Genomic DNA, 21,513 nt, shown 5'->3' on the forward strand with positions numbered 1-21,513 from the left:
TGCTATCCTTTCTTTGCCGCCCGGCGGAACGGCTTCTTGCCGCCTCCGCCCTTGGCTTCCTTCTCGGCAATCAGGGCGATTGCCTCGTCCATCGTCACCGATTGCGGATCCTTGCCCTTGGGCAGCGTGGCATTGACCTTGCCGTAATTGACGTAGGGTCCGTAGCGGCCGTCGCGCACGACGATCTTGCCGCCGCCGTCGGGATGCTCGCCCAGTTCCTTCAACGCAGCCGGCGTGCTCCCGTTGCGGCCGCCCTTGCCCTTCTGCTGCTTCTCGGCGATCACCGAAACGGCGCGGTTCAGGCCGATCGAGAACACGTCCTCGATGCTTTCGAGATTGGCGTAGGTGCCGTCGTGCAGCACGAAGGGTCCGTACCGCCCAAGACCGGCCGAGATCATCTTGCCGGTTTCCGGATGCTTACCGACATCGCGCGGCAATGCCAGCAGCGCCAGCGCCTTCTCATGGTCGATCGACTCGGCGGTCCAGCCCTTGGGCAGGCTCGAGCGCTTGGCGTCCTTGCCTTCGCCGCGCTGGATGTAGGGGCCGAAGCGGCCGCTCCTGAGCGTGATCTCCTCGGCGGTGTATGGATCCTTGCCGAGCAGCTTGACGCCGTCGTCGCCGTTGCCGTTCTCGCCGTTGGGATTGGCGGCGTCGCCAAGCTGGCGGGTATAGGAGCATTCCGGATAATTCGAGCAGCCGACGAAGGCGCCGAATTTACCGAGCTTCAGCGACAGATTGCCGGTGCCGCATTTCGGGCAGACGCGCGGGTTTGAGCCGTCCTCCCGCGCGGGGAACACCAGCGGCGCCAGCTCGTCGTTGAGCGCATCGAGCACGTCTGAGACGCGCAGTTCCTTGATGTCGTCGACGGCGCCCGAAAAATCCTTCCAGAAGTCGCGCAGCACGTCCTTCCAGGCGAGCTTGCCGTCGGAGATCTCGTCGAGCTTTTCCTCGAGCGAGGCTGTGAAGTCATATTCGACATAGCGCTCGAAGAAGCTTTCGAGGAAGGCCGACAGCAGCCGGCCCTTGGCCTGCGGCACCAGCTTGCGCCGGTCGATGGCGACGTAGTCGCGGTCCTCGAGCGTCTTCAGGATCGCCGTGTAGGTCGACGGCCGGCCAATGCCGAGCTCTTCCAGCTTCTTGATCAGCGACGCCTCGGAATAGCGCGGCGGCGGCTCGGTCGTGTGCTGGGTGGCGTTGATCGCCTCGCGGGCAAGCTGCTCGCCGGCGCGGATCTCGGGCAGGCGGCGGCTTTCCTCGTCCTCCGCGTCCTCGTCCTTCTGGTCGGTGTAGGCGGCGATGAAGCCGTCGAAGCGGATGACCGAGCCGACCGCGCGAAGCTCGGCGGTGCGGGCGCCGTTGACCGCCTCGATCTCGACCGTGGTGCGCTCGATCTCGGCCGGCTGCATCTGGCTGGCGATCGCGCGCTTCCAGATCAGCTCATAGAGGCGCGCCTGATCGGCATCGAGATATTGCCTGACCGATGCCGGCGTGCGCTTGAAATCGGTAGGGCGGATCGCCTCATGCGCTTCCTGGGCGTTCTTGGCCTTGACCGAATAATAGCGTGGGTTTTCGGGCAGGTATTTCGCGCCGAACTCGCTGGCGATGGCATCGCGCGCCGCGGTGATCGCCTCCGGCGCCATCTGCACGCCGTCGGTTCGCATATAGGTGATGAGGCCGGCGGTCTCGCCGCCGACATCCATGCCTTCGTAGAGCTTCTGCGCCACCTGCATGGTGCGGTTGGCCGAAAAGCCGAGCCGCGAGGAGGCGGCCTGTTGCAACGTCGAGGTGGTGAAGGGCGGACCCGGATTGCGCTTGGTGGGCTTCGCTTCGACCGACAGCGCCTTGAAGGTCGCGCCTTCGAGCATCGCCTTGATGTCGTCGGCCTGGGCCTTGTTGGCGATGTCGAGCTTCTGCAGCTTCTTGCCGGCATAGGCGGTCAGCCGCGCCTCGAAACTATCGTTGCGCGGCGTGTTGAGGATGGCAGCGATCTGCCAGTATTCCTCGCGGATGAAGCGCTCGATCTCGGATTCGCGGTCGCAGACCAGCCGCAGCGCCACCGACTGCACGCGCCCGGCGGAACGGGCGCCCGGCAGCTTGCGCCACAGCACCGGCGAGAGGGTGAAGCCGACGAGATAGTCGAGCGCGCGGCGCGCGAGATAGGCGTCCACCAGCGGCGCATCGATCTGGCGCGGATTGGCCATGGCCTCCATTACCGAGGTCTTTGTTATGGCGTTGAAGACGACGCGGCTGACCGGCTTGTCCTTCAGCGCGCGCTTCTGCCTCAGCACTTCCAGCACATGCCAGGAAATCGCCTCGCCCTCGCGATCCGGGTCGGTGGCGAGGATCAGCCCGTCGGCGTCCTTGACCGCCTTGGCGATGTCGGCGAGGCGCTTGCCGGAGGCGGTGTCTACCGACCAGGACATGGCGAAGTCCTCGTCCGGGCGCACCGAGCCGTCCTTGGCCGGCAGATCGCGGACATGGCCGAACGAGGCCAGGACCTTATAGTTCTTGCCCAGATATTTGTTGATTGTCTTCGCCTTGGCCGGCGATTCGACGACGACGACGTCCATGAGGTCTCTTATCAGCTGTGAGGCGGCGGAAGAGCTCCGCGGCGCGCGACGAAATCCCACTCTTTTCGTCGCTCACATGGCCGTGCTTTTGCAATCGGTCAAGGGGAGGGGCCCAATTTGCGAACTGGCCGACAGCGATACACTCTTAGAGTGTATGGCGGAGAACACATTTTTTGGCGAACTGACGGATCGTGTCCTGGATCGGTCTTTACCGAAGGAGTCGCCGACAGAACCAGCATCCGCCCGGACCGTACGCGGACGGGCACGCGGCAATCGCGCCGTCCAAGGAACGGGCAGCTGCCGCCGCTTCTTCCTCGGTAGCGACCACGCGCCACACAATGGTGATTGGCACGAAGGCGCCGGCATCGCTATATCGGCGCCAGCAAAACCGGGGCATCGTGAAATGGCATTGGACATCGGCTATGTCAGCGCGGTCGGGGCAGGGGCGATCTCGTTCCTTTCGCCTTGCGTGCTGCCGCTGGTGCCGCCTTATCTTTGCTACATGGCCGGCGTTTCGGTCGACGATTTCCGCGGCAACGCCGGCGCGACGGCGCGCGAAGGCGCACGCGGGGCGCTGCTTTATGCCTCTCTGGCCTTCGTGCTCGGCTTCTCGACCGTCTTCGTCGCGCTTGGCGCCGGCGCCTCTACGGTCGGCCGGCTGCTGCGCGTCTGGCAGGAACCGCTGGCAATGGTGGCCGGCGCGCTGATCATCATCATGGGCCTGAATTTCCTTGGCATCCTGCGCATCCCGTTGTTGTCGCGCGAGGCGCGCTTCCAGTCGCAGGGCAAGCCGGCCAGCATGATCGCCGCCTATGTCATGGGGCTGGCCTTTGCTTTCGGCTGGACGCCCTGCATCGGCCCGGTGCTGGGGCCGATCCTGACCTTAGCCGGCGGCCGCGAGACGGTGGGCGAGGGCGCGCTGCTGCTCGCCGCCTATTCGCTCGGGCTCGGCATCCCTTTCCTGATCGCGGCGCTGTTTTCCGGCGCCTTCATGCGCTTCCTGGGAAAATTTCGCGTCCATCTCGGTCGCGTGGAAAAAGCGATCGGCGCGCTGCTGGTCGTCGCCGGCGTGTTTTTTCTCACCGGTGGCGTGCAGAGCGCATCCTACTGGCTGCTGGAAAACTTCCCGGCGCTCGGGCGGCTCGGGTGATCTGCCACTTCGTGCACAGGATCGAATTGTGGACCCGCCGATCAAGAGTCCAGGTGATCCGCTGTCTCACCGGAATTTAACCGCATTGGTGCAGCATCACGCCGCTGCTAGCATGCGATGATTTGAATCCTTTCATACGGTTGCCCTATGAGCCAGAGATCCTGCCTGTCCGTCATCCTCGCCGCCGGCGAAGGTACGCGCATGAAGAGCGCGATGCCCAAGGTGCTGCACGCCATTGCCGGCCTGCCGATGGTGGCTCATGTGGTGAAGGCCGCTGAGGCCGCCGGGGCAACGGGTCTGGCGCTGGTGATCGGCCACGGCGCCGACGAGATGCGGAAGGCGGTGCAGAAATTCGCGCCGAAAGCCGAGACCTTCGTGCAGGAGAAGCGGCTCGGCACGGCCCATGCGGTGCTTGCCGCGCGCGAAGCGATAGCGAAGGGCTACGACGACATCCTCGTCATGTTCGGCGACACGCCGCTGATCGATGCGGCAGCGCTGGCTGCCGCGCGGCAGAAGCTGGCGGAGGGTGCTGCCGTTGCGGTGATCGGCTTCCGCCCGCCCAATCCGACGGGATACGGCCGGCTGATCGAGAAGGGCGGGCGTCTCGTCGCCATCAGGGAGGAGAAGGACTGCTCCGAGGCGGAAAAAAAGCTCGGCTTCTGCAATGCCGGGATGATGGCGGTGGCCGGCAACCAGGCGCTTCGGCTGCTCGACAAGGTCGGCAACAACAATGCCAAGGGCGAGTTCTATCTCACCGACATCGTCGAGCTCGCCGGCGCGGACGGGCTCGATGTGGTGGCCACGGAGGCGAGCTTCGACAGCGCGCTCGGCATCAACAACCGGGCCGAGCTCGCCGAGGCGGAAGCTATCTGGCAGGCGCGCCAGCGGCGCGAGGCGATGCTTGCCGGCGTGACGCTGATCGCGCCTGAAACCGTCTACTTCTCGCACGACACCGAGATCGGTGCCGATACGATTGTCGAGCCGCATGTCTGGTTCGGCCCGGGCGTCAAGATCGCTTCAGGGGCAAAAATCCACGCCTTCAGCCATATCGAAGGCGCCACGATCGCTTCCAATTGCGATGTCGGGCCGTTCGCGCGGCTGCGGCCGGGCGCCGATCTGCGGCAAAAGGCCAAGGTCGGCAATTTCTGCGAGGTCAAGCAGGCAACGATCGAGGAAGGCGCCAAGGTCAACCACCTGACTTATATCGGCGACGCGCGGGTCGGTGCTGGGGCGAATATCGGCGCTGGCACCATCACCTGCAACTATGACGGCTTTTCCAAATTCTTCACCGATATCGGCGAGGGCGCGTTCGTCGGCTCCAACTCCGCGCTGGTGGCGCCGGTCACGATCGGCAAGGGTGGCTACATCGCTTCGGGCAGCGTGATCACCGAGAGCGTGCCCGACGATGCGCTGGCCTTCGGCCGCGCCCGACAGAAGACGCTGCCCGGAAAAGGCAAGGAGTTGCGCGAGCGCTTCGCCTCGGCGGCCGCGGCGAAGAGGAGAGCAGCGGAATGATCGTCAAAGGACGTTTGCTGGGCCGGCGCCGCTGGCGCCAACCATAAATGATCGAGCACCGCGCCGCGAAAAACCAACCATTTGCAGTAACCGGATTGCAAGCGCGGCGTGTCATGGTGCATCAGTCGCAAAACCGTTCCGGGTGACACCGAACGAAACGCAAAGTGACTTTCGCGGCAGGCCGGCCATCCGTAAATAGCGCTGGGTTTTCGCGGGGAATCGGGGGCAGCGTATGTGCGGTATCGTTGGAATTGTCGGCCATTCACAGGTCGCGCCGCTGATCGTCGATGCGCTGAAGCGGCTCGAATATCGCGGCTATGACTCGGCCGGCGTCGCCACCATCGAGAATGGCACGCTCGGCCGCCGCCGCGCCGAAGGCAAGCTCATCAATCTCGAACGCCGGCTGAAAGAAGATCCGTTGGAAGGCACGATCGGCATCGGCCATACCCGCTGGGCGACCCATGGCGTGCCGAACGAGACCAATGCGCATCCGCATTTTTCCGAAGGCGTCGCGATTGTCCACAACGGCATCATCGAGAACTTCGCCGAGCTGCGCGACGAGCTCTCCCGCGATGGCTACAAATTCGCCTCTCAGACCGATACCGAGGTCGTCGCGCATCTGGTCGCGCGGGAGCTCGCCAAGGGGCTGAAGCCGGTCCAGGCAGCGCACCAGGCGCTGAAGCGGCTCTCGGGCGCGTTTGCGCTGGCGATCATGTTCAAGGGCGACGAGGATCTGATCGTCGGCGCCCGCAACGGTCCGCCGCTTGCCGTCGGCCATGGCGACGGCGAGATGTTTTTGGGCTCGGACGCGATCGCGCTGGCGCCTTTCACCAACGCAGTCACCTATCTCGAAGATGGCGACTGGGCGGAAGTGCGTCGCAACAGCGTCACCATCTATGACGCCGACGGCAACAAGGTCGACCGCAAGCGCCAGCAGTCGCTCTCGACCAGCTTCATGGTCGACAAGGGCAACCGCCGCCATTTCATGGAAAAGGAAATCCATGAGCAGCCGGAGGTGATCTCGCACACGCTGGCGCATTATGTCGATTTCGTCTCCGGCGTGTCGAGGCCGCTCGATCTGCCCTTCGACTTTGCCAAGATCGGCCGGTTGGCGCTCTCGGCCTGCGGCACCGCCTATCTGGCCGGGCTGATCAGCAAATACTGGTTCGAGCGCTATGCGCGGCTGCCGGTCGACATCGACGTCGCCTCGGAATTCCGTTACCGCGAGATGCCGTTGTCCGGGAACGACGCGGCGTTCTTCATATCGCAGTCGGGCGAGACCGCCGACACGCTGGCTTCCCTGCGCTACTGCCGCCAGGCCGGCATGAAGATCGGCGCGGTCGTCAATGTGCGCGAATCGACCATGGCGCGCGAATCCGACGTCGTGCTGCCGACGCTTGCCGGGCCGGAGATCGGAGTCGCCTCGACGAAGGCTTTCACCTGCCAGCTCTCCGTGCTGGCCTCGCTCGCAGTGCGGGCCGGCGTGGCGCGCGGGACGATCTCGCGCGATGAGGAGAAGCGGCTGGTGCGCGAGCTTTCCGAGGCGCCGCGCTTTGCCACACAGGTGCTGAAGCTCGACGAGCAGATCGAACGCATCTCGCGTGAGCTGTCCCGCTACAAGGATGTGCTCTATCTCGGCCGCGACACCAATTTTCCACTAGCCATGGAAGGGGCGCTGAAGCTCAAGGAAATCTCCTACATCCACGCCGAAGGCTATGCCGGCGGCGAGCTGAAGCACGGACCGATCGCGCTGATCGACGAAAACATGCCGGTTATCGTGATCGCGCCGCATGACCGCATCTTCGAAAAGACGGTTTCCAACATGCAGGAAGTCGCGGCGCGCGGCGGCAAGATCATCCTGATCACCGACGCCAAGGGCGCGGCCCAGGCCGGCATCAAGTCGATGGAGACGATCATCCTGCCCGAAGTACCTGAGATCATCGCGCCGATCATCTACGCGCTGCCGATCCAGATGCTCGCCTATTTCACCGCAGTGTTCATGGGCACCGATGTCGACCAGCCGCGCAATCTGGCGAAATCGGTCACGGTGGAATAGCACTGTCACTGCTTCTTTTGGGCACCGTAGTTCGAAGTATGGCTTGCCGATGGCCCTTTCACTCCTCGAGGGGCGTCGCGGAATGGATCCTGGGTCTACGCCGCGTCGCTTCGCTCCTTGCTCCGCGCGTGATGACGAAGGGAGGGGTGTTGCAGCCAGTCGCGAACGCAGGAGCTTCCATTTGGAACGCTGAAAGCCGCTTCATAGAGAGCGCTCTTTAAAAACTTCGCAGTTCCAAACCGAATTGCGGTTCACTAAAGTTCAACCGCAATCTGCGCCGCGGTGATCCTATGTCCGACGCCCTGAAGACCTCTGGCATGACCCGGCTCAGGAATTACTTCCTGACGGGCTTCATCGTCTGCGCGCCGCTGGCGATCACCGCCTATATCGCCTGGTCGCTCATCGGCTGGGTCGATTCCTGGGTGAAGCCCTACATTCCCGCCCGCTACAATCCGGACACCTATCTGCCGTTTCCGGTCCCCGGCTTCGGGCTGATCGTGGCGCTGGTGCTGATCACGTTCATCGGTTTCATGACGGCCAACATCGTCGGCCGCGCAATCGTCAATTTCGGCGAGCGGCTGCTTGGCCGCATGCCGCTGGTGCGCGGTATCTACCGCTCCCTGAAGCAGATTTTCGAGACGGTGCTGTCAAACAAGGGCGACATGTTCCGCCAGGTCGGGCTGGTCGAATATCCGCGCAAGGGAGTCTGGTCGCTGGTCTTCGTCGCCAGCGAGAAGGAAACCGAGATCAACCAGAAGCTCGACCAGGAAGGCGATCCGTTGATCGCGGTGTTCATGCCCTGCACGCCGAACCCGACCACAGGCTTCCTGATGTATGTTTATAAATCCGAGATCGTGCTGCTCGACATGACGATCGAGGACGGCGCCAAGCTGATCGTTTCGGCCGGCATGGTGGCGCCGGAGGTCAAGGCCAAGCTGGTGACGCTGAACGGCGAGCCGATCGAAGGGCCGCTTGCCAATCCGGCGCTGGGCGCGGCTCAGCCGGCGCGCAGCAGCCGCACCGCCTCGTCGCGCCCGAACAGGTAGAGCAACAGCCTAAGCGCCTCGCCGCGCCCAGACTGCAATTCGGGGTCGCGCGACAGGATCAGCCGTGCGTCGTCGCGGGCGGCTTCGAGCAGGTCGGCATGGAACTCGATGCGCGCGACCTGGAAACCTGGCGTGCCGGACTGACGGGTGCCCAGCAGTTCGCCTTCGCCGCGCAGCTTCAGATCCTCCTCGGCTATGCGGAAGCCGTCCTCCGTCTCGCGCATCACTGACAGCCGGCGCTTCGCCGTCTCACCGAGCGGATCCTTGTAGAGCAGCACGCAGGACGAGGGCTTGTCGCCGCGCCCGACCCGGCCGCGCAACTGGTGCAACTGGGCAAGGCCGAAGCGCTCGGCATGCTCGATGACGATGATCGTGGCGTCCGGCACGTCGACGCCGACCTCGATGACGGTGGTGGCGATCAATATGCGCGTTTCGCCCTGCTTGAAGGCGCGCATCGCATCGTCCTTCTCTGCCCCTTTCATGCGGCCATGGACGAGGCCGATCTGTTCGCCGAAGAGCGGCTTCAGCGAAGCGAAGCGGTCTTCCGCCGACATCAGCTTGATCTCTTCGGATTCCTCGACCAGCGGACAGATCCAGTAGATCTTCTGACCCTCGGCGACGGCGTCGACCATGCGCCCGACCAACTCGTCCAGCCGCTCCATTGGCAAAGTGACGGTGCGTATCGGCTGGCGGCCCGCCGGCTTTTCGGTGAGCTTCGAGACATCCATGTCGCCGAAGGCGGTCAGCACCAGCGTGCGCGGAATGGGCGTCGCCGTCATCACCAGCATATCGGGCGCGTCGCCTTTGGCGGTGATGGCGAGACGCTGGTGGACACCGAAGCGGTGCTGCTCGTCGACGACGGCAAGCACGAGGTCGTGGAAGGTCACCGTCTCCTGGAACAGCGCGTGCGTGCCGACGACGATGTCGATCGCACCGCTGGCGAGGCCTTCCAGTGTTTCGGCGCGTTCGCGGCCCTTCTCGCGGCCGGTAAGGACGGCGACGCTGAGGCCGGCTTTTTCCGCCAGCGGGGCGATGGTCGCCAGATGCTGCCGCGCCAGGATTTCGGTCGGCGCCATCAGCGCAGCCTGGCCGCCTGCCTCGACCGCGCGCCCCATGGCAAGCAGCGCGACCACCGTCTTGCCGGAGCCGACATCGCCCTGCAGCAGACGCAGCATGCGTTCGGGGTCGGCCAGGTCGGCGTTGATTTCGCCGAGCGCGAATTCCTGGCTGAGGGTGAGCTTGTAGGGCAGGGCAGCGCGCAGTTTCTCGACAACGCGCCCGTCGCCGACCAGCGGCCGGCCCGAAAGGCGGCGGATTCTGGCGCGCACCAGCGCCAGCGACACCTGCCCTGCCAGGAGCTCGTCATAGGCCAGGCGCCGCCAGGCCGCACCCTCGACGGCAACGTCGATCGGGTCCTTGGGATAGTGGATGCGGGTCAGCGCATCGCCGAAGGACGGAAAGGTGTGGCGGCGCATGAAGGCGTCGTCCTGCCATTCCGGCAGTTCCGGCAAGCGGCCGAGCGCCTGTCCGATGGCGCGGCGCAGCACTTTTGCGGACAGGCCGGCGGTTAGCGGATAGACGGGCTCGACCAGCGGCAGGCCCTCGGCCTCGTCGAGCGGCGCGATATGGTCGGGATGAACCATGGTCGGGCGGCCGTTGAACCATTCCATGCGGCCGGAGATTACGACGCGCTCGCCCTCAGGCAGCATCTTCTGCAGATAGGCGGCATGGGCATGGAAGAAGGTCAAGGCGATCTCGCCGGTGTCGTCATGGGCGTAGATCCGGTAGGGCACGGACCTGTTGCCGCGCGGCGGCGGCTGGTGGCGGTCGACCCGCACCTCGAGTGTTACGATCTGGCCTTCGGCCGCTAGCGCGATGCCAGGCCGGTTGCGGCGGTCGATAACCGTGTTGGGCAGCACGAACAGAAGATCGGCGGCGCGCGCGGCGCGGTCGCCGAGATCGGCCGGCACGACACGTTCGATCATGGTCCCGACCTTCTGGCCGACGCCGGCGAGCGAGGTGATCGGGACGAACAGGGGATCGAGGATGGAAGGACGCATCTCGTCAGCTTATGTCGCGGAGGCCGCAGCGCAAAGGCTGACACCAATCGCTATCCACGCTATATGCGCCGCTTCGAACAGGGATGCAGCGCGATGACCGGAACACAGCGATCAAGCGAGGGACTGGACGTCCGCCGCCGCAAGCTGCTGTTCCGCTCCTGGCATCGCGGCATGCGCGAGATGGATCTCATCCTGGGATCCTTCGCCGATGCCGAGATCGGCGCCTTGACCGCCGACGAAATCGACCAATATGAAAAGCTCCTCGAAATCTCCGACACCGAATTCCTGCCGATGATCACCGGCGAGCGCCCGGTTCCGCCCGATATCGATTGCGCGGTGCTGCAGAAGATCCTGGCGTCGCGCCGGACCATGACATTTTGAAAGAAGCATGAGTCTCATTCCCTCCATTGGCCTGCCGAAGGGCCGCGCCGGCCAGTTCATCGTCGATGGCGTCGCCGACGGTTACGAAGCTTTCGCGCTGGCGCGGACGGCGCAGGAGATCGCGCCCGACAAGCCGGTGCTGTTCGTCGCGCGCGACGGCCAGCGGCTGCCGGCGATCATCGATGCGCTCGCCTTTGCCGCTCCCGGCCTGCCGGTTCTGGAACTGCCTGCCTGGGACTGCCTGCCTTACGATCGTGTCTCGCCGGGCGCGGATGCCGCCGCGCGGCGCCTCGACGCGCTCTCCGCAATCGTTGCGCTGGCGAAAAAGCCGCACCGCGCCGTTATCCTCACGACGGCCAATGCGCTCTTGCAGCGCATTCCGCCGGCCGAACTGATCGAGGCGCAGACCTTCCACGCCAAGCCCGGCAACCAGATCGACATGAACGTGCTGATCGCGCGGCTGGAGAATTCCGGTTTCGAGCGCGTGCCGACGGTGCGCGACGTCGGCGAGTTCGCGGTGCGCGGCGGCATTCTCGACCTCTTCGCGCCCGGCTGGAGCGAGGCGCTGAGGCTCGACTTCTTCGGCGACACGCTGGAATCGATCCGCGTCTTCGACGTGGCGACCCAGCGCACGACCGGCCAGCGCAAGTCGATGGCGCTGCAGGCGATGAGCGAGGTGGCGCTGACGCCGGAAACGATCAGCCGCTTCCGCCGCTCCTATATCGAAGCCTTCGGCGCGCCGTCGCGCGACGATGCGCTCTATGCAGCCGTCAGCGAAGGACGGCGCTTTGCCGGCATGGAGCACTGGCTGCCTTTCTTCTACGAGCAACTGGAGACGGTGTTCGACTATCTGCCGGACGCGCCTGTCATCTTCGATCATCTCGCGCATGAGGCGCTGGCCGAGCGCCATACGCTGATCCTCGATCACTATGAGGCGCGGCGGAAGCAGGCTGACGGCGCGCTGAAAGATGCCGTGCCCTACAAGCCGGTGGCGCCGGATCTGCTCTATCTCTCTCCGGAAAATCTCAAAGCCTCGCTCGGACCGCGCGAGGACATTGATTTCACCGTCTTCGACGCACCCGATGTCGGCGGCAAGAAGGTCTTCCATGCGGGCTCGCGGCAAGGCCGCAGCTTCGCCGAGGAGCGCGCCGACCCGAACAGCAATGTCTTCGACGTGGTGGTGAAGCATATTGCCGACGAGCGCGCCGCGCGCCGCCGCGTCATCGTCGCCGGCTGGACCGAGGGCTCGCTCGACCGCCTCGGCCAGATCCTCGCCGAGCATCATCTCGGCAACCTGAAACCGGTGGCGACTCTTTCCGAGGTCGAAAAGCTCGAGCCGGGGCAGGCCGGTCTTGCCGTGCTGCCGCTCGAATCCGGCTTCGAGACCGACGGGATGGTCGTCGTCGCCGAACAGGACATTCTAGGCGACAGGCTGATCCGCCGCTCCAAGCGCAAAAAGCGTGCCTCCGACTTCATTGCCGAAGCATCGTCGCTGTCATCCGGCGACATCGTCGTTCACGCGGACCACGGCATCGGCCGATTCATTGGTCTGCGCACCATCGAAGCGGTCGGCGCACCGCATGACTGTCTCGAAATCCACTATGCCGGCGACGACCGGCTGTTCCTGCCGGTCGAAAACATCGAGCTCCTCTCACGCTACGGATCGGATTCGGCGGAAGCGCCACTCGACAAGCTCGGCGGCGGCGCCTGGCAGGCGCGCAAAGCGCGGCTGAAGAAGCGGCTGCTCGACATGGCCGGGCAATTGATCCGCATCGCCGCCGAGCGGCAGATGCGCGCAGCACCCGCCATGATTCCGGCCGACGGCCTTTATGGCGAGTTCGCGGCGCGCTTTCCCTATGAAGAAACCGACGACCAGCAGACGGCAATCGATTCCGTCATGGACGATCTCGGCGCCGGCAAGCCGATGGATCGGCTGGTTTGCGGCGACGTCGGCTTCGGCAAGACGGAAGTGGCGCTGCGCGCCGCCTTCATCGCGGCGATGGAAGGGTTCCAGGTCGCCGTCGTGGTGCCGACGACGCTGCTGTCGCGGCAGCATTTCAAGACCTTCTCGCAACGCTTTTCCGGCCTGCCGATCCGCGTCGCGCAGGCATCGCGCCTGGTCGGCTCCAAGGAACTGGCCGAGACCAAGAAGGGCGTCGCCGACGGCACGGTCGACATCGTCGTCGGCACGCACGCGCTGCTCGGTAGCTCGATCTCCTTCAAAAATCTCGGCCTGCTGATCATCGACGAGGAGCAGCATTTCGGCGTCAAGCACAAGGAGCGGCTGAAGGAGCTCAAGAACGACGTGCATGTGCTGACACTTTCGGCGACGCCGATTCCGCGCACGCTGCAGTTGGCGCTGACCGGTGTTCGCGAGCTGTCGCTGATCGCCACCCCTCCGGTCGACCGCATGGCGGTGCGCACTTTCATCTCGCCCTTCGATCCGCTGGTCATCCGCGAGACGCTGCTGCGCGAGCGCTACCGCGGCGGCCATTCCTTCTATGTCGTGCCGCGTATCAGCGATCTTGCCGAAATCCATGATTTCCTGAGAGAATCCGTGCCGGAACTGAAAGTAGCGGTCGCCCACGGCCAGATGCCGGCCGGTGAACTCGACGACATCATGAATGCCTTCTATGACGGCCAGTACGACGTGCTTCTGTCGACGACCATCGTCGAATCCGGCCTCGACATTCCGACCGCCAACACGCTCATCATCCACCGAGCCGATATGTTCGGTCTGGCCCAACTCTATCAGTTGCGCGGCCGCGTCGGCCGCTCGAAGGTGCGAGCCTATGCGCTGTTCACGCTGCCGGCCAACCGCAAGCTCACCGATACGGCCGAGCGCAGGCTCAAGGTGCTGCAGTCGCTCGATACGCTCGGCGCTGGTTTCCAACTTGCCAGCCACGACCTCGATATCCGCGGCGCAGGCAATCTCCTCGGCGAGGAACAATCCGGCCACATCAAGGAGGTCGGTTTCGAGCTCTACCAGCAGATGCTGGAGGAAGCGGTGGCCGAAGTGAAGGATTCCGGCGAAGTGCTGGATGGCGGCTGGTCGCCGCAGATCGCGGTGGGCACCGCGGTGATGATCCCGGAGAGCTATGTGCCGGACCTGCAGCTCAGGATGGCGCTCTACCGCCGCCTTGGCGACTTGGAGACCACCGAGGAGATCGACGGCTTCGGCGCCGAGCTGATCGACCGCTTCGGGCCGCTGCCGGAAGAAGTGACGCATCTGTTGAAGATCGTCTTCATCAAGGCGCTTTGCCGCAAGGCCAATGTCGAGAAGCTCGATGCCGGCCCCAAGGGCGTCGTCATCCACTTCCGCAAGCGCGAATTCCCCAATCCGGTCGGACTGGTCAAATTCATCGGCGAGCAGGGCTCGCTGGCCAAGATCAGGGCCGACCACAGCGTCGTCTTCATGCGTGATTGGCCGAATGCGGAGAAGCGGCTGGCCGGCTCGGCTGTTGTCATGACTCAATTGGCGCGGCTGGTCGACAAAGCTGCCTGACGGCTTCACACTGGCATCCGAGCAGTTCAAGGCATTCGCCGCTGCTGAAATTCCCGGCTAGAATAGAAAATCGGCTTCGTGTAAGGAGCCGCGACCTCTGATTGGGGCGGGAATGGCGGGCGAGACCGCTCGCCAGTTTGTTTTGACGCAATTCCGGACTAAACCGTTCACAGTTTTCCTGGAATTGCTCTGAAGAGTTTTGGGTGCAGCGATGACAAAATGGTCGCCGAATTCGTGGAGAGCAAAGCCGATCAAGCAGGTTCCGGCCTATCCGGACCTTGCGGCGCTGGAGGCCACGGAAGCCCGGCTCACCACCTATCCGCCGCTGGTGTTTGCCGGTGAAGCGCGCAAGCTGAAGAAGCAACTGGCGGCGGTCGCCGCCGGCGAGGCCTTCCTGCTCCAGGGCGGCGACTGCGCCGAGAGCTTTGCCGAGCATGGCGCCGACAACATCCGCGACTTCTTCCGCGTCTTCCTGCAGATGTCGGTGGTGCTCACCTTCGCCGGCGCGCAGCCGGTGGTGAAGGTCGGCCGCGTCGCCGGCCAGTTCGCCAAGCCGCGCTCCTCCGACAGCGAGACCAAGGCCGGCGTGACGCTGCCGAGCTATCGCGGCGACATCATCAACGGCATCGAGTTCGACGCCGCGTCGCGCATCCCGGATCCCGCAAGGCAGGAGATGGCGTATCGCCAGTCGGCGGCGACCCTCAATCTCCTGCGCGCCTTCGCGCAAGGCGGCTATGCCAGCCTGGAGAACGTGCATCGCTGGATGCTGGGCTTCGTTGCCGACAGCCCGCAGGGCGAGAAATACGAATCGCTCGCCAACCGCATCACCGAGACGATGGATTTCATGCGCGCGGTGGGCATCACGTCGGAAACCAATTTCGCGCTGCGCGAGACCGATTTCTACACCAGCCACGAGGCGCTGCTGCTCGGCTACGAGGAGGCGCTGACCCGCGTCGATTCGACTTCCGGCGATTGGTACGCGACTTCGGGCCATATGATCTGGATCGGCGACCGCACCCGCCAGCCCGACCATGCGCATGTCGAATATTGCCGCGGCATCGAGAATCCGCTCGGCCTGAAATGCGGTCCGTCGCTGACGCCGGACGGCCTGCTGGAGCTTATCGACCTGCTCAACCCCGAGAATGAGCCCGGACGGCTGACGCTCATCGCGCGGTTCGGCTCCGACAAGGTCGCCGAGCATCTGCCGAAGCTGGTGCGGGCGGTGAAGAAGGAGGGCCGCAACGTGGTGTGGTCTTCCGACCCGATGCATGGCAACACGATCGAGGCGGCCGGCTACAAGACGCGGCCGTTCGACCGTATCCTGAAGGAAGTGCAGACCTTCTTCGAGGTGCACCGCGCCGAAGGCACGCATCCGGGCGGCATCCATGTCGAGATGACCGGCAAGAACGTCACCGAGTGCACCGGCGGCGCCCGGGCCATCACGGCGGAAGACCTGCAGGACCGCTATCACACCCATTGCGATCCGCGCCTCAATGCCGACCAGGCGATCGAACTGGCCTTCCTGGTCTCGGATCTGCTCAAGAAAAGCCATACGATCCAGCACAAGCAAGCCGCCAACGCCTAAGCCGCTTGCCAGCGATCGAACCGGGGCGTCGGACAAAGTCCGACACCCTTTTCGTTTGGGCCGATCCTGCGAGGCGCCGGCCGCCGAAACCTTACGAAAATTTATAGTTACGCGACCATCGCAAGACCAAGATTGAGGTGGAGGTGTCGCCCGCGGTCGAAAACCGCGCACACGACACAGGTCCCCCCATGCGCCACGAGCATGCCATCGTTCATCACCGCGCGATCGACTTCTGGTCGGCGCGGGCGGCGGTGCTTGTCGTCATCTGCCTGCAGCTTCTGGTCATCAACGACCTGTCCTTCGGTCCGCGCTGGCTCGCGCCCGCGATCGAGGCGGCGCTGCTCGTGCCTTTGTCGATCGCAACGGCCTGGACGCAAATGGCGACTCAGAAGGCCGTCGATCACGAGCATTGGTATGCGATCGGTCGGTTTCGCGTCTTCATCCGCCGTACCGCCTTGGTCATGACCGGCGTCATCAGCATCATGAATTGCGGCTCGCTGGTCTTTCTGGTCCAGAAGCTGCTGGCAGGCCATGCCGGCGCCGGCACGACGCTGCTTGTCGACGCGCTCAACATCTGGGTCACCAACGTCATCGTCTTCGCGCTGTGGTTCTGGAGCACCGACCGCGGCGGCCCGCCGACCTGCGGCCTGGTCAAGCGCGCGCATGCCGATTTCCTGTTCCCGCAGATGACGCTGGCCGATCGCGAGATCCGCGACTGGCTGCCCGGCTTTGTCGATTACGTGTTCCTGGCCTTCACCAATGCGACGGCGTTCTCGCCGACCGACACATTGCCGCTCACTCAGCGCGCCAAGCTCCTGATGATGGCCGAGGCAATGATCTCGCTGCTGACGATCGCGCTGGTCGCCGCGCGTGCGGTCAACATTCTGGCTTAACTAGCGCCCGCGCTCCCAGCGCATATTCGCCAGCCTCGGATCGACAAAGCTCGTCCTTGAGAATTCCAGCCGCCTGTCTGGAAATTCGCAGATTGCCTGGACCCCGAACGAGCCGATGCGGATGCGCCAGGTATGAGGCTCCAGCGGCTTGGCCTTGGCAAAACCGCTGCACGTCAAGAGCGCGATGTTGGCGCCCTTCGGATCGCGCGCCGAGCGGTAGCGGATGGCCTGCATCCCCGCCTCGCGCGCCACGTCGGCGATGGCCTGGCAGGCGGCATAGTCAGTCGGATCCGTCCACGCCTTCTCGTCGCGGTCGAGCGGCGGCCGCGTGAGGTCGACGGCCTTCTCGCATCTGATGGCCGCGGCAAAGGCGGTATATTCGGCCGCGTCGTTCGGCCATTGCGTTTGCGGCGATTCCGCAAAGAACAGCAAGCGGTAGAAGGCCATTTCCGCCACTGCCGTCAGCACCGTCTCGGCGGCGTAATAGACGCCCTTGGTCTTGCCGGCGCGGCGGAAGCGCGAGCCGTACGGATAAATCGAGCCGTAGCGGAATGGCGTCGCCAGAAGATAGTGAAGGTGGCGGCATTCCAGCGGGATCCGCGGCTTGCTTTCCTCGATGAGGTCTTCGAGCAGGCCCTGCTCGTCGAGCCTGTCGACCAGCTTCAGGGTCGAGACGCGATGCTGCGCCTCGACCATCCGCCAATATTTGCCTTCGAGCCTGACGGCCTCAGACGAGAGCGCGTCGGGAATCCAGGTAGGCAATGACATCGACAAGTCCGGCAATGGTCAGGATTTTTTCGAGCGGCGTGCCGTCGAGCGCCGTGTTCGGTTTCTTCAGCCATGCCCGGGCGACCGTCTCGTCGCCGCCGACGATGGCGTCGAGCGAGCGGAACAGCCGCACGAACAGCACCGCAAGCTCGAACGGCTTGGTGCCGCGCTCGAGCAGGAACTCCTGCTTGCGCATGCGCGAGACCGTCGCCTCAGAGACGCCGATGACCAGAGCAAGCGTTCGCGCCGTGATCTCGAGCAGGTCGGCCGCGCGCAGCGTGGCCTTGGTGATGACGGCATTTTCTGCCGCCGTCGCGGCAGCGACTGGACGTGGCATGAGCGCACCTTTTCATTTCCGTGGAAAATATAGTCCACAGAAATTCATTTGGAAAGGGTGTGCCCTCAGTCCTTCTTGTAGAGCAGCCAGCCCTTGCCGGCACGGCCGGCCATTGTGGAATGGCTGGTGACGCGGTTGCGGCCGCCGATCTTGGAGCGGTAGAGCGCGCGGTCGGCCTTGGTGTAGAGGTCTTCGGGGGTGTCGGCCTCGGAAGCCATGCAAATGCCCATCGAGACAGTCACCGTGCCATAGTTCATCCCGGTCTGGCTGCTTGTGAACGGCGTCTGTTCGATCAGCACGCGGATGCGCTCGGCGATTTCATAGGTGGTGTCCTCGCTGGCGCCTTCGACGATCAGCGCGAACTCCTCGCCGCCGGTGCGCGCCACGAACATGTCGGCGCGGATGCTGGACTGGAAGATGTCGGCGATGATCTGGATGATCCTGTCGCCGACCGGATGGCCGTAACGGTCGTTGATATCCTTGAAGCGATCGATGTCGGCAAGGATGAGCGCGTTGAAGAGGATACCGCGGTTGCTGTTGTAGATGCGCGTGATTTCCTTGTCGAAGGCGCGGCGATTCCAGATCTGCGTCAGCGGATCGGTATTGGCGAGCCGCTTGTATTCCTCCAACTTCGATTTGACGCTCTCGATCTCGGCCGTCTTTTCGCTGAGCGTGCTCGCGATCTGGCGGTTGTGGTCCAGCGTCGAACTGGTGGCGGCAGATATCGCGCCGGCGATCTTTTGCAGCAGATCCTGGGAAAGCAGGCTGCGATTGCTCAGGCCGCTCGACGTCTCGTCGAGGATGCGGCCGTACTTTTCGATATGGCTGCGCTCGCTGCGCAGCAGCGCGGCGACGTCCTCAAGCTCCTTGGCGACCACCTCGCGGGCGTGTTCGACGATCGCAGGCCCGTGGTGCTGCGGGAAGAAGGTGCGTCCGATGCGATCGAGATCCTCTTGCGTCGGGCGGTTGCTCAACGAGACGACAGCGAGGCTGAGCTCGTGATTGCTGCCGCTCAGCGCTTCATAGAAGATTTCGTAGTTGCGCGGCAGGCCGAGCAGGCCGAGCTGGCGCATGGTCGCCACAACGGTGCTGGCGATGTCGCCATTTCTGTCGCTCGGGACGGCTGCCGGCTGCATAGTCTGTTCACTACCCCCTTCAGTGCGCGACCGGAGACCTGCCACCGCCGGGAGCCGCCAATGCGGGGATCGAATCAGAATTGCGATGCTAGGCCGCGTCCCCAACACGACCATCGCCTGCAGGAACCATAAATGCAGCTGCGCTAAAGTTTCCTTAATGGCGGGCGTTTCCAGACCGTTTTTGCTGCTTCAGATTGCACTGCGGTGCAGGCGCAGCTTTTGAAACGCGCCGCTTCGGTGTCGCATTTGCCTGCGCCGGAAGAGCGCAAAACTGGAATCTTGTGTGGCGCGATCGAGGCGTATGGCGTTGAAGGAGGCCGGGGATGGGCGAAAATCACACGGGATCGTGCCTGTGCGGAGCGGTGCGCTTCACGACGAGAGGAGCGTTGCGCGGGGTGGTCTATTGCCACTGCTCGCAGTGCCGCAAGCAAACAGGCCATTTCGTTGCAGCGACTTCTTCGAGGGACGCCGACATCGACATCGAGGGGGCCGACGCGCTTGCTTGGTACGGCGCGTCCGACATAGCGAAACGCGGTTTTTGCCGCAGCTGCGGCTCGGTGCTGTTCTGGAAGCACAACGAGCTCGACACGATCTCCATCATGGCCGGCTCGTTCGACAAGCCGACCGGGCTTTCGGCCGAAAGCCACATCTTCGTCGGCGACAAGGGCGACTATTATGCAATCGACGACGGCCTGCCGCAGTTCGACAAGTCGACGCCGTCGATAAAGGTCGCGGACGAGTGACTTTTGGGCCGCCTGCCTTATTCCCTTGACCCGGCTGTTGCGATATCCCCTCACGGTGATTCGAAACGGGGCTGGGCATGCAGCGGCTGATCGACGCTTTCATCAACTCGGTGCGGGCTTTCCGCAAGCTGGCTGCTCACGAAAAGGCGTTCCAGCAGGAGTTGATGCTGCTTGCGCTCGCTCTGCCGGCCGGCTGGTTCATCTCGGTATCCTGGCGCGGCTACGCCTTGCTGATCGGCGCGGTTCTGCTGATGATTCTGGTCGAGGTGCTCAACACAGGCATCGAGGCTGCGTGCGACGCGATCTCCCGCGAGTTCCACATCGACATCCAGCTCGCCAAGGACTGCGGCTCGCTGGCGGTGCTGATTTCGATCGTGATCGCGGGGGGCGTCTGGGGCATTGCCATCATCGAGCGCATCATCGGCGCGCCGATCTGACCGGGAGGCATCGGTCCGACAGCTTAGGATTCGGCCTGATCCTCTTTTGCGTCCTTTGCGCGCTCCCTTCCGGCAAAATGGCGGGCAACCAGTCCGGCCAGGACGGCCACAGCGATGCCGACGGCGAGGGCTACGAGCACGCGCTCATGGCGGGCAAATGCCTGGCCGACCATGCGCTCCGCTCCCAGCCCGAAGACATAGCCGACCGTGCCGAAGAGGGCTGCCCAGACTGCCGACGAGATGGCGTTCAGGATGACGAAGCGCGGCACCGACACGGTCGACAGCCCGGCGGCGATGCCGCCGACAAGCCGCATTCCGTAGATGTAGCGGTTCGTCAGCACGAAGATGTTGGGATGGGTGTTGAGCAGCCGGTAGGCGCGGCGAAAACCCGGCCGCCTGCGCAGCCTGACGACATAGGGATGATCGGCAAAGCTGCGGCCGAGGGTGAAGAAAGCCGTGTCGCCGGCGAAGGCGCCGAGAAACGCGGCCAGGAAAGCCTGCCAGAGCACGAATATGTGCTGATGGGCGAAGAAGCCGCCGAGGATGGCAGCGCTTTCGCCCTCGGCGACGCAGCCAAGGAAGACCGCGATCAGCCCGTATTGCTCGATGAGACGATGGATGGCCTCGGTCATCAGCCCGCCGACCGCGCCGACAGCTTCTCGTCGATCCGCCTGATCTGCTCGGCCATGCGCAGGATCTCGTCGCGCATGCCGATGAGCTCACTGTGGCGCAGTTCGTCGAGCTTCTCATGCAGCGCCATGATCTCGATCTCGGCCTTCAGGTTGACCTCATAGTCATGGGCGGCGTCGATGCGGTCACGCTCGGTCTGGCGGTTCTGCGACATCATGATCACCGGTGCTTGCAAGGCGGCGACCATCGAGAGCACGAGGTTGAGGAAGATGAAGGGATAGGGATCGAAGGCGTTCCGCGACAAGAGCCAGACATTGCCAAAGGTCCACAGCACCAGAAAGGCGATGAAGCCCAGAATGAAGGACCATGAGCCCCCGATACGGGCGATCGTGTCGGCAACGCGATCGCCATAGCTCTGATGGAAGGCGACTGCCTCGTTGGTGTCCCTGGTGATGGTGGTGCGTTCCAGCGTCGACTTGAGCACGCGGCTCTCGAGAGGAGAGAGACCGTCCGGCTGTCGCTTCAGCCAGCGGTTCGACAGATCCTCGACCGTCTTGTTCATCGTCCTCTCCGTCGTCAGGCCCGCGTTTCCAAGAATCCGGATGGTAACCGCTGCGCGTTTTTCCTGAGATTGCTCACTTACCTCACGCAATTCCGGACGGAAAACCGCTGCGCACTTTTCCTGGAATTGCTTATAGAGG

17 protein-coding genes are annotated in these 21,513 nt (G+C 64.0%); 10 read left to right on the forward strand and 7 right to left on the reverse strand.

Annotated features, from left to right (window positions below):
• Window positions 1-2 precede the first annotated feature (2 nt).
• The gene (topA, locus tag P9228_RS15085; RefSeq protein WP_278054164.1) at window positions 3-2,570 is read right to left on the reverse strand and encodes a type I DNA topoisomerase; all 2,568 of its coding nucleotides are present in this window, start codon (window positions 2,568-2,570) and stop codon (window positions 3-5) included.
• 403 nt (window positions 2,571-2,973) lie between these two features.
• Here topA and P9228_RS15090 point away from each other — a divergent pair, with 403 nt between their 5' ends.
• The 4 genes from P9228_RS15090 to P9228_RS15105 all read left to right on the forward strand — a co-directional run bounded on the left by P9228_RS15090 (window position 2,974) and on the right by P9228_RS15105 (window position 8,337).
• Window positions 2,974-3,720 carry a cytochrome c biogenesis CcdA family protein gene (locus tag P9228_RS15090; protein ID WP_278053899.1) on the forward strand — a complete coding sequence of 249 codons (747 nt, stop codon included), beginning with the start codon at window positions 2,974-2,976 and terminating at the stop codon, window positions 3,718-3,720.
• A 147-nt stretch (window positions 3,721-3,867) separates the two neighbouring features.
• On the forward strand, window positions 3,868-5,235 hold the full coding sequence (gene glmU, locus P9228_RS15095; RefSeq protein ID WP_278054166.1) for a bifunctional UDP-N-acetylglucosamine diphosphorylase/glucosamine-1-phosphate N-acetyltransferase GlmU: 1,368 nt from the start codon (window positions 3,868-3,870) through the stop codon (window positions 5,233-5,235).
• Window positions 5,236-5,467: 232 nt separating this feature from the next.
• Window positions 5,468-7,291, forward strand: coding sequence for a glutamine--fructose-6-phosphate transaminase (isomerizing) (gene glmS, locus P9228_RS15100; RefSeq protein ID WP_067000325.1), 1,824 nt, complete (start codon window positions 5,468-5,470; stop codon window positions 7,289-7,291).
• A 290-nt stretch (window positions 7,292-7,581) separates the two neighbouring features.
• Window positions 7,582-8,337: a DUF502 domain-containing protein gene (locus P9228_RS15105; protein WP_067000327.1), complete on the forward strand. Its 756-nt coding sequence runs from the start codon at window positions 7,582-7,584 to the stop codon at window positions 8,335-8,337.
• Here P9228_RS15105 and recG read toward each other — a convergent pair.
• A complete protein-coding gene (gene recG, locus P9228_RS15110) occupies window positions 8,289-10,397 on the reverse strand; it encodes an ATP-dependent DNA helicase RecG (RefSeq protein WP_067328157.1) in 2,109 nt (702 codons plus the stop codon). The two genes, P9228_RS15105 and recG, sit on opposite strands and share 49 nt — an antisense overlap.
• 93 nt (window positions 10,398-10,490) lie before the next feature.
• Between recG and P9228_RS15115 the strand changes: the two genes are divergently transcribed.
• The 4 genes from P9228_RS15115 to P9228_RS15130 all read left to right on the forward strand — a co-directional run bounded on the left by P9228_RS15115 (window position 10,491) and on the right by P9228_RS15130 (window position 16,761).
• Window positions 10,491-10,778, forward strand: a complete 288-nt coding sequence (locus P9228_RS15115; protein ID WP_067328436.1) for a succinate dehydrogenase assembly factor 2 — start codon at window positions 10,491-10,493, stop codon at window positions 10,776-10,778.
• A 7-nt stretch (window positions 10,779-10,785) separates the two neighbouring features.
• Window positions 10,786-14,283, forward strand: a complete 3,498-nt coding sequence (gene mfd / locus P9228_RS15120) for a transcription-repair coupling factor (protein ID WP_067328159.1) — start codon at window positions 10,786-10,788, stop codon at window positions 14,281-14,283.
• A 211-nt stretch (window positions 14,284-14,494) separates the two neighbouring features.
• Window positions 14,495-15,868, forward strand: coding sequence for a 3-deoxy-7-phosphoheptulonate synthase class II (locus P9228_RS15125; RefSeq protein WP_067328161.1), 1,374 nt, complete (start codon window positions 14,495-14,497; stop codon window positions 15,866-15,868).
• Between the two features lie 188 nt (window positions 15,869-16,056).
• On the forward strand, window positions 16,057-16,761 hold the full coding sequence (locus tag P9228_RS15130) for a hypothetical protein (RefSeq protein ID WP_095825335.1): 705 nt from the start codon (window positions 16,057-16,059) through the stop codon (window positions 16,759-16,761).
• Here P9228_RS15130 and P9228_RS15135 read toward each other — a convergent pair whose 3' ends face one another.
• From P9228_RS15135 to P9228_RS15145, 3 genes are all read right to left on the reverse strand, one after another.
• Entirely contained in the window at window positions 16,762-17,529 is a 768-nt protein-coding gene (locus P9228_RS15135; RefSeq protein ID WP_066998946.1) for an RES family NAD+ phosphorylase, read from the reverse strand. It lies immediately after the preceding gene.
• Window positions 17,489-17,866, reverse strand: coding sequence for an MbcA/ParS/Xre antitoxin family protein (locus tag P9228_RS15140; RefSeq protein WP_127240955.1), 378 nt, complete (start codon window positions 17,864-17,866; stop codon window positions 17,489-17,491). The genes P9228_RS15135 and P9228_RS15140 overlap by 41 nt, the downstream gene beginning before the upstream one ends.
• Before the next feature lie 65 nt (window positions 17,867-17,931).
• Window positions 17,932-19,002 carry a diguanylate cyclase gene (locus P9228_RS15145; RefSeq protein WP_278054167.1) on the reverse strand — a complete coding sequence of 357 codons (1,071 nt, stop codon included), beginning with the start codon at window positions 19,000-19,002 and terminating at the stop codon, window positions 17,932-17,934.
• A gap of 323 nt (window positions 19,003-19,325) precedes the next feature.
• Between P9228_RS15145 and P9228_RS15150 the strand changes: the two genes are divergently transcribed.
• Together P9228_RS15150 and P9228_RS15155 are read left to right on the forward strand one after the other, a co-directional pair.
• Window positions 19,326-19,745, forward strand: coding sequence for a GFA family protein (locus tag P9228_RS15150; RefSeq protein ID WP_067328168.1), 420 nt, complete (start codon window positions 19,326-19,328; stop codon window positions 19,743-19,745).
• 77 nt (window positions 19,746-19,822) lie between these two features.
• A complete protein-coding gene (locus P9228_RS15155; RefSeq protein WP_067328170.1) occupies window positions 19,823-20,182 on the forward strand; it encodes a diacylglycerol kinase in 360 nt (119 codons plus the stop codon).
• Window positions 20,183-20,205: 23 nt separating this feature from the next.
• On the opposite strand, the gene P9228_RS15160 is transcribed toward P9228_RS15155, so the two are convergent.
• Window positions 20,206-20,814: a DedA family protein gene (locus P9228_RS15160; RefSeq protein WP_067328172.1), complete on the reverse strand. Its 609-nt coding sequence runs from the start codon at window positions 20,812-20,814 to the stop codon at window positions 20,206-20,208.
• Window positions 20,814-21,374 (reverse strand): DUF1003 domain-containing protein, encoded by a 561-nt coding sequence (locus tag P9228_RS15165; protein ID WP_127215169.1) that lies wholly within the window; start codon window positions 21,372-21,374, stop codon window positions 20,814-20,816. Before P9228_RS15165 ends, P9228_RS15160 begins: the two co-directional genes overlap by 1 nt.
• Between the last annotated feature and the right edge of the window lie 139 nt (window positions 21,375-21,513).

It is taken from the genome of Mesorhizobium sp. WSM4898 (assembly GCF_029625845.1).
GTDB lineage: Bacteria > Pseudomonadota > Alphaproteobacteria > Rhizobiales > Rhizobiaceae > Mesorhizobium.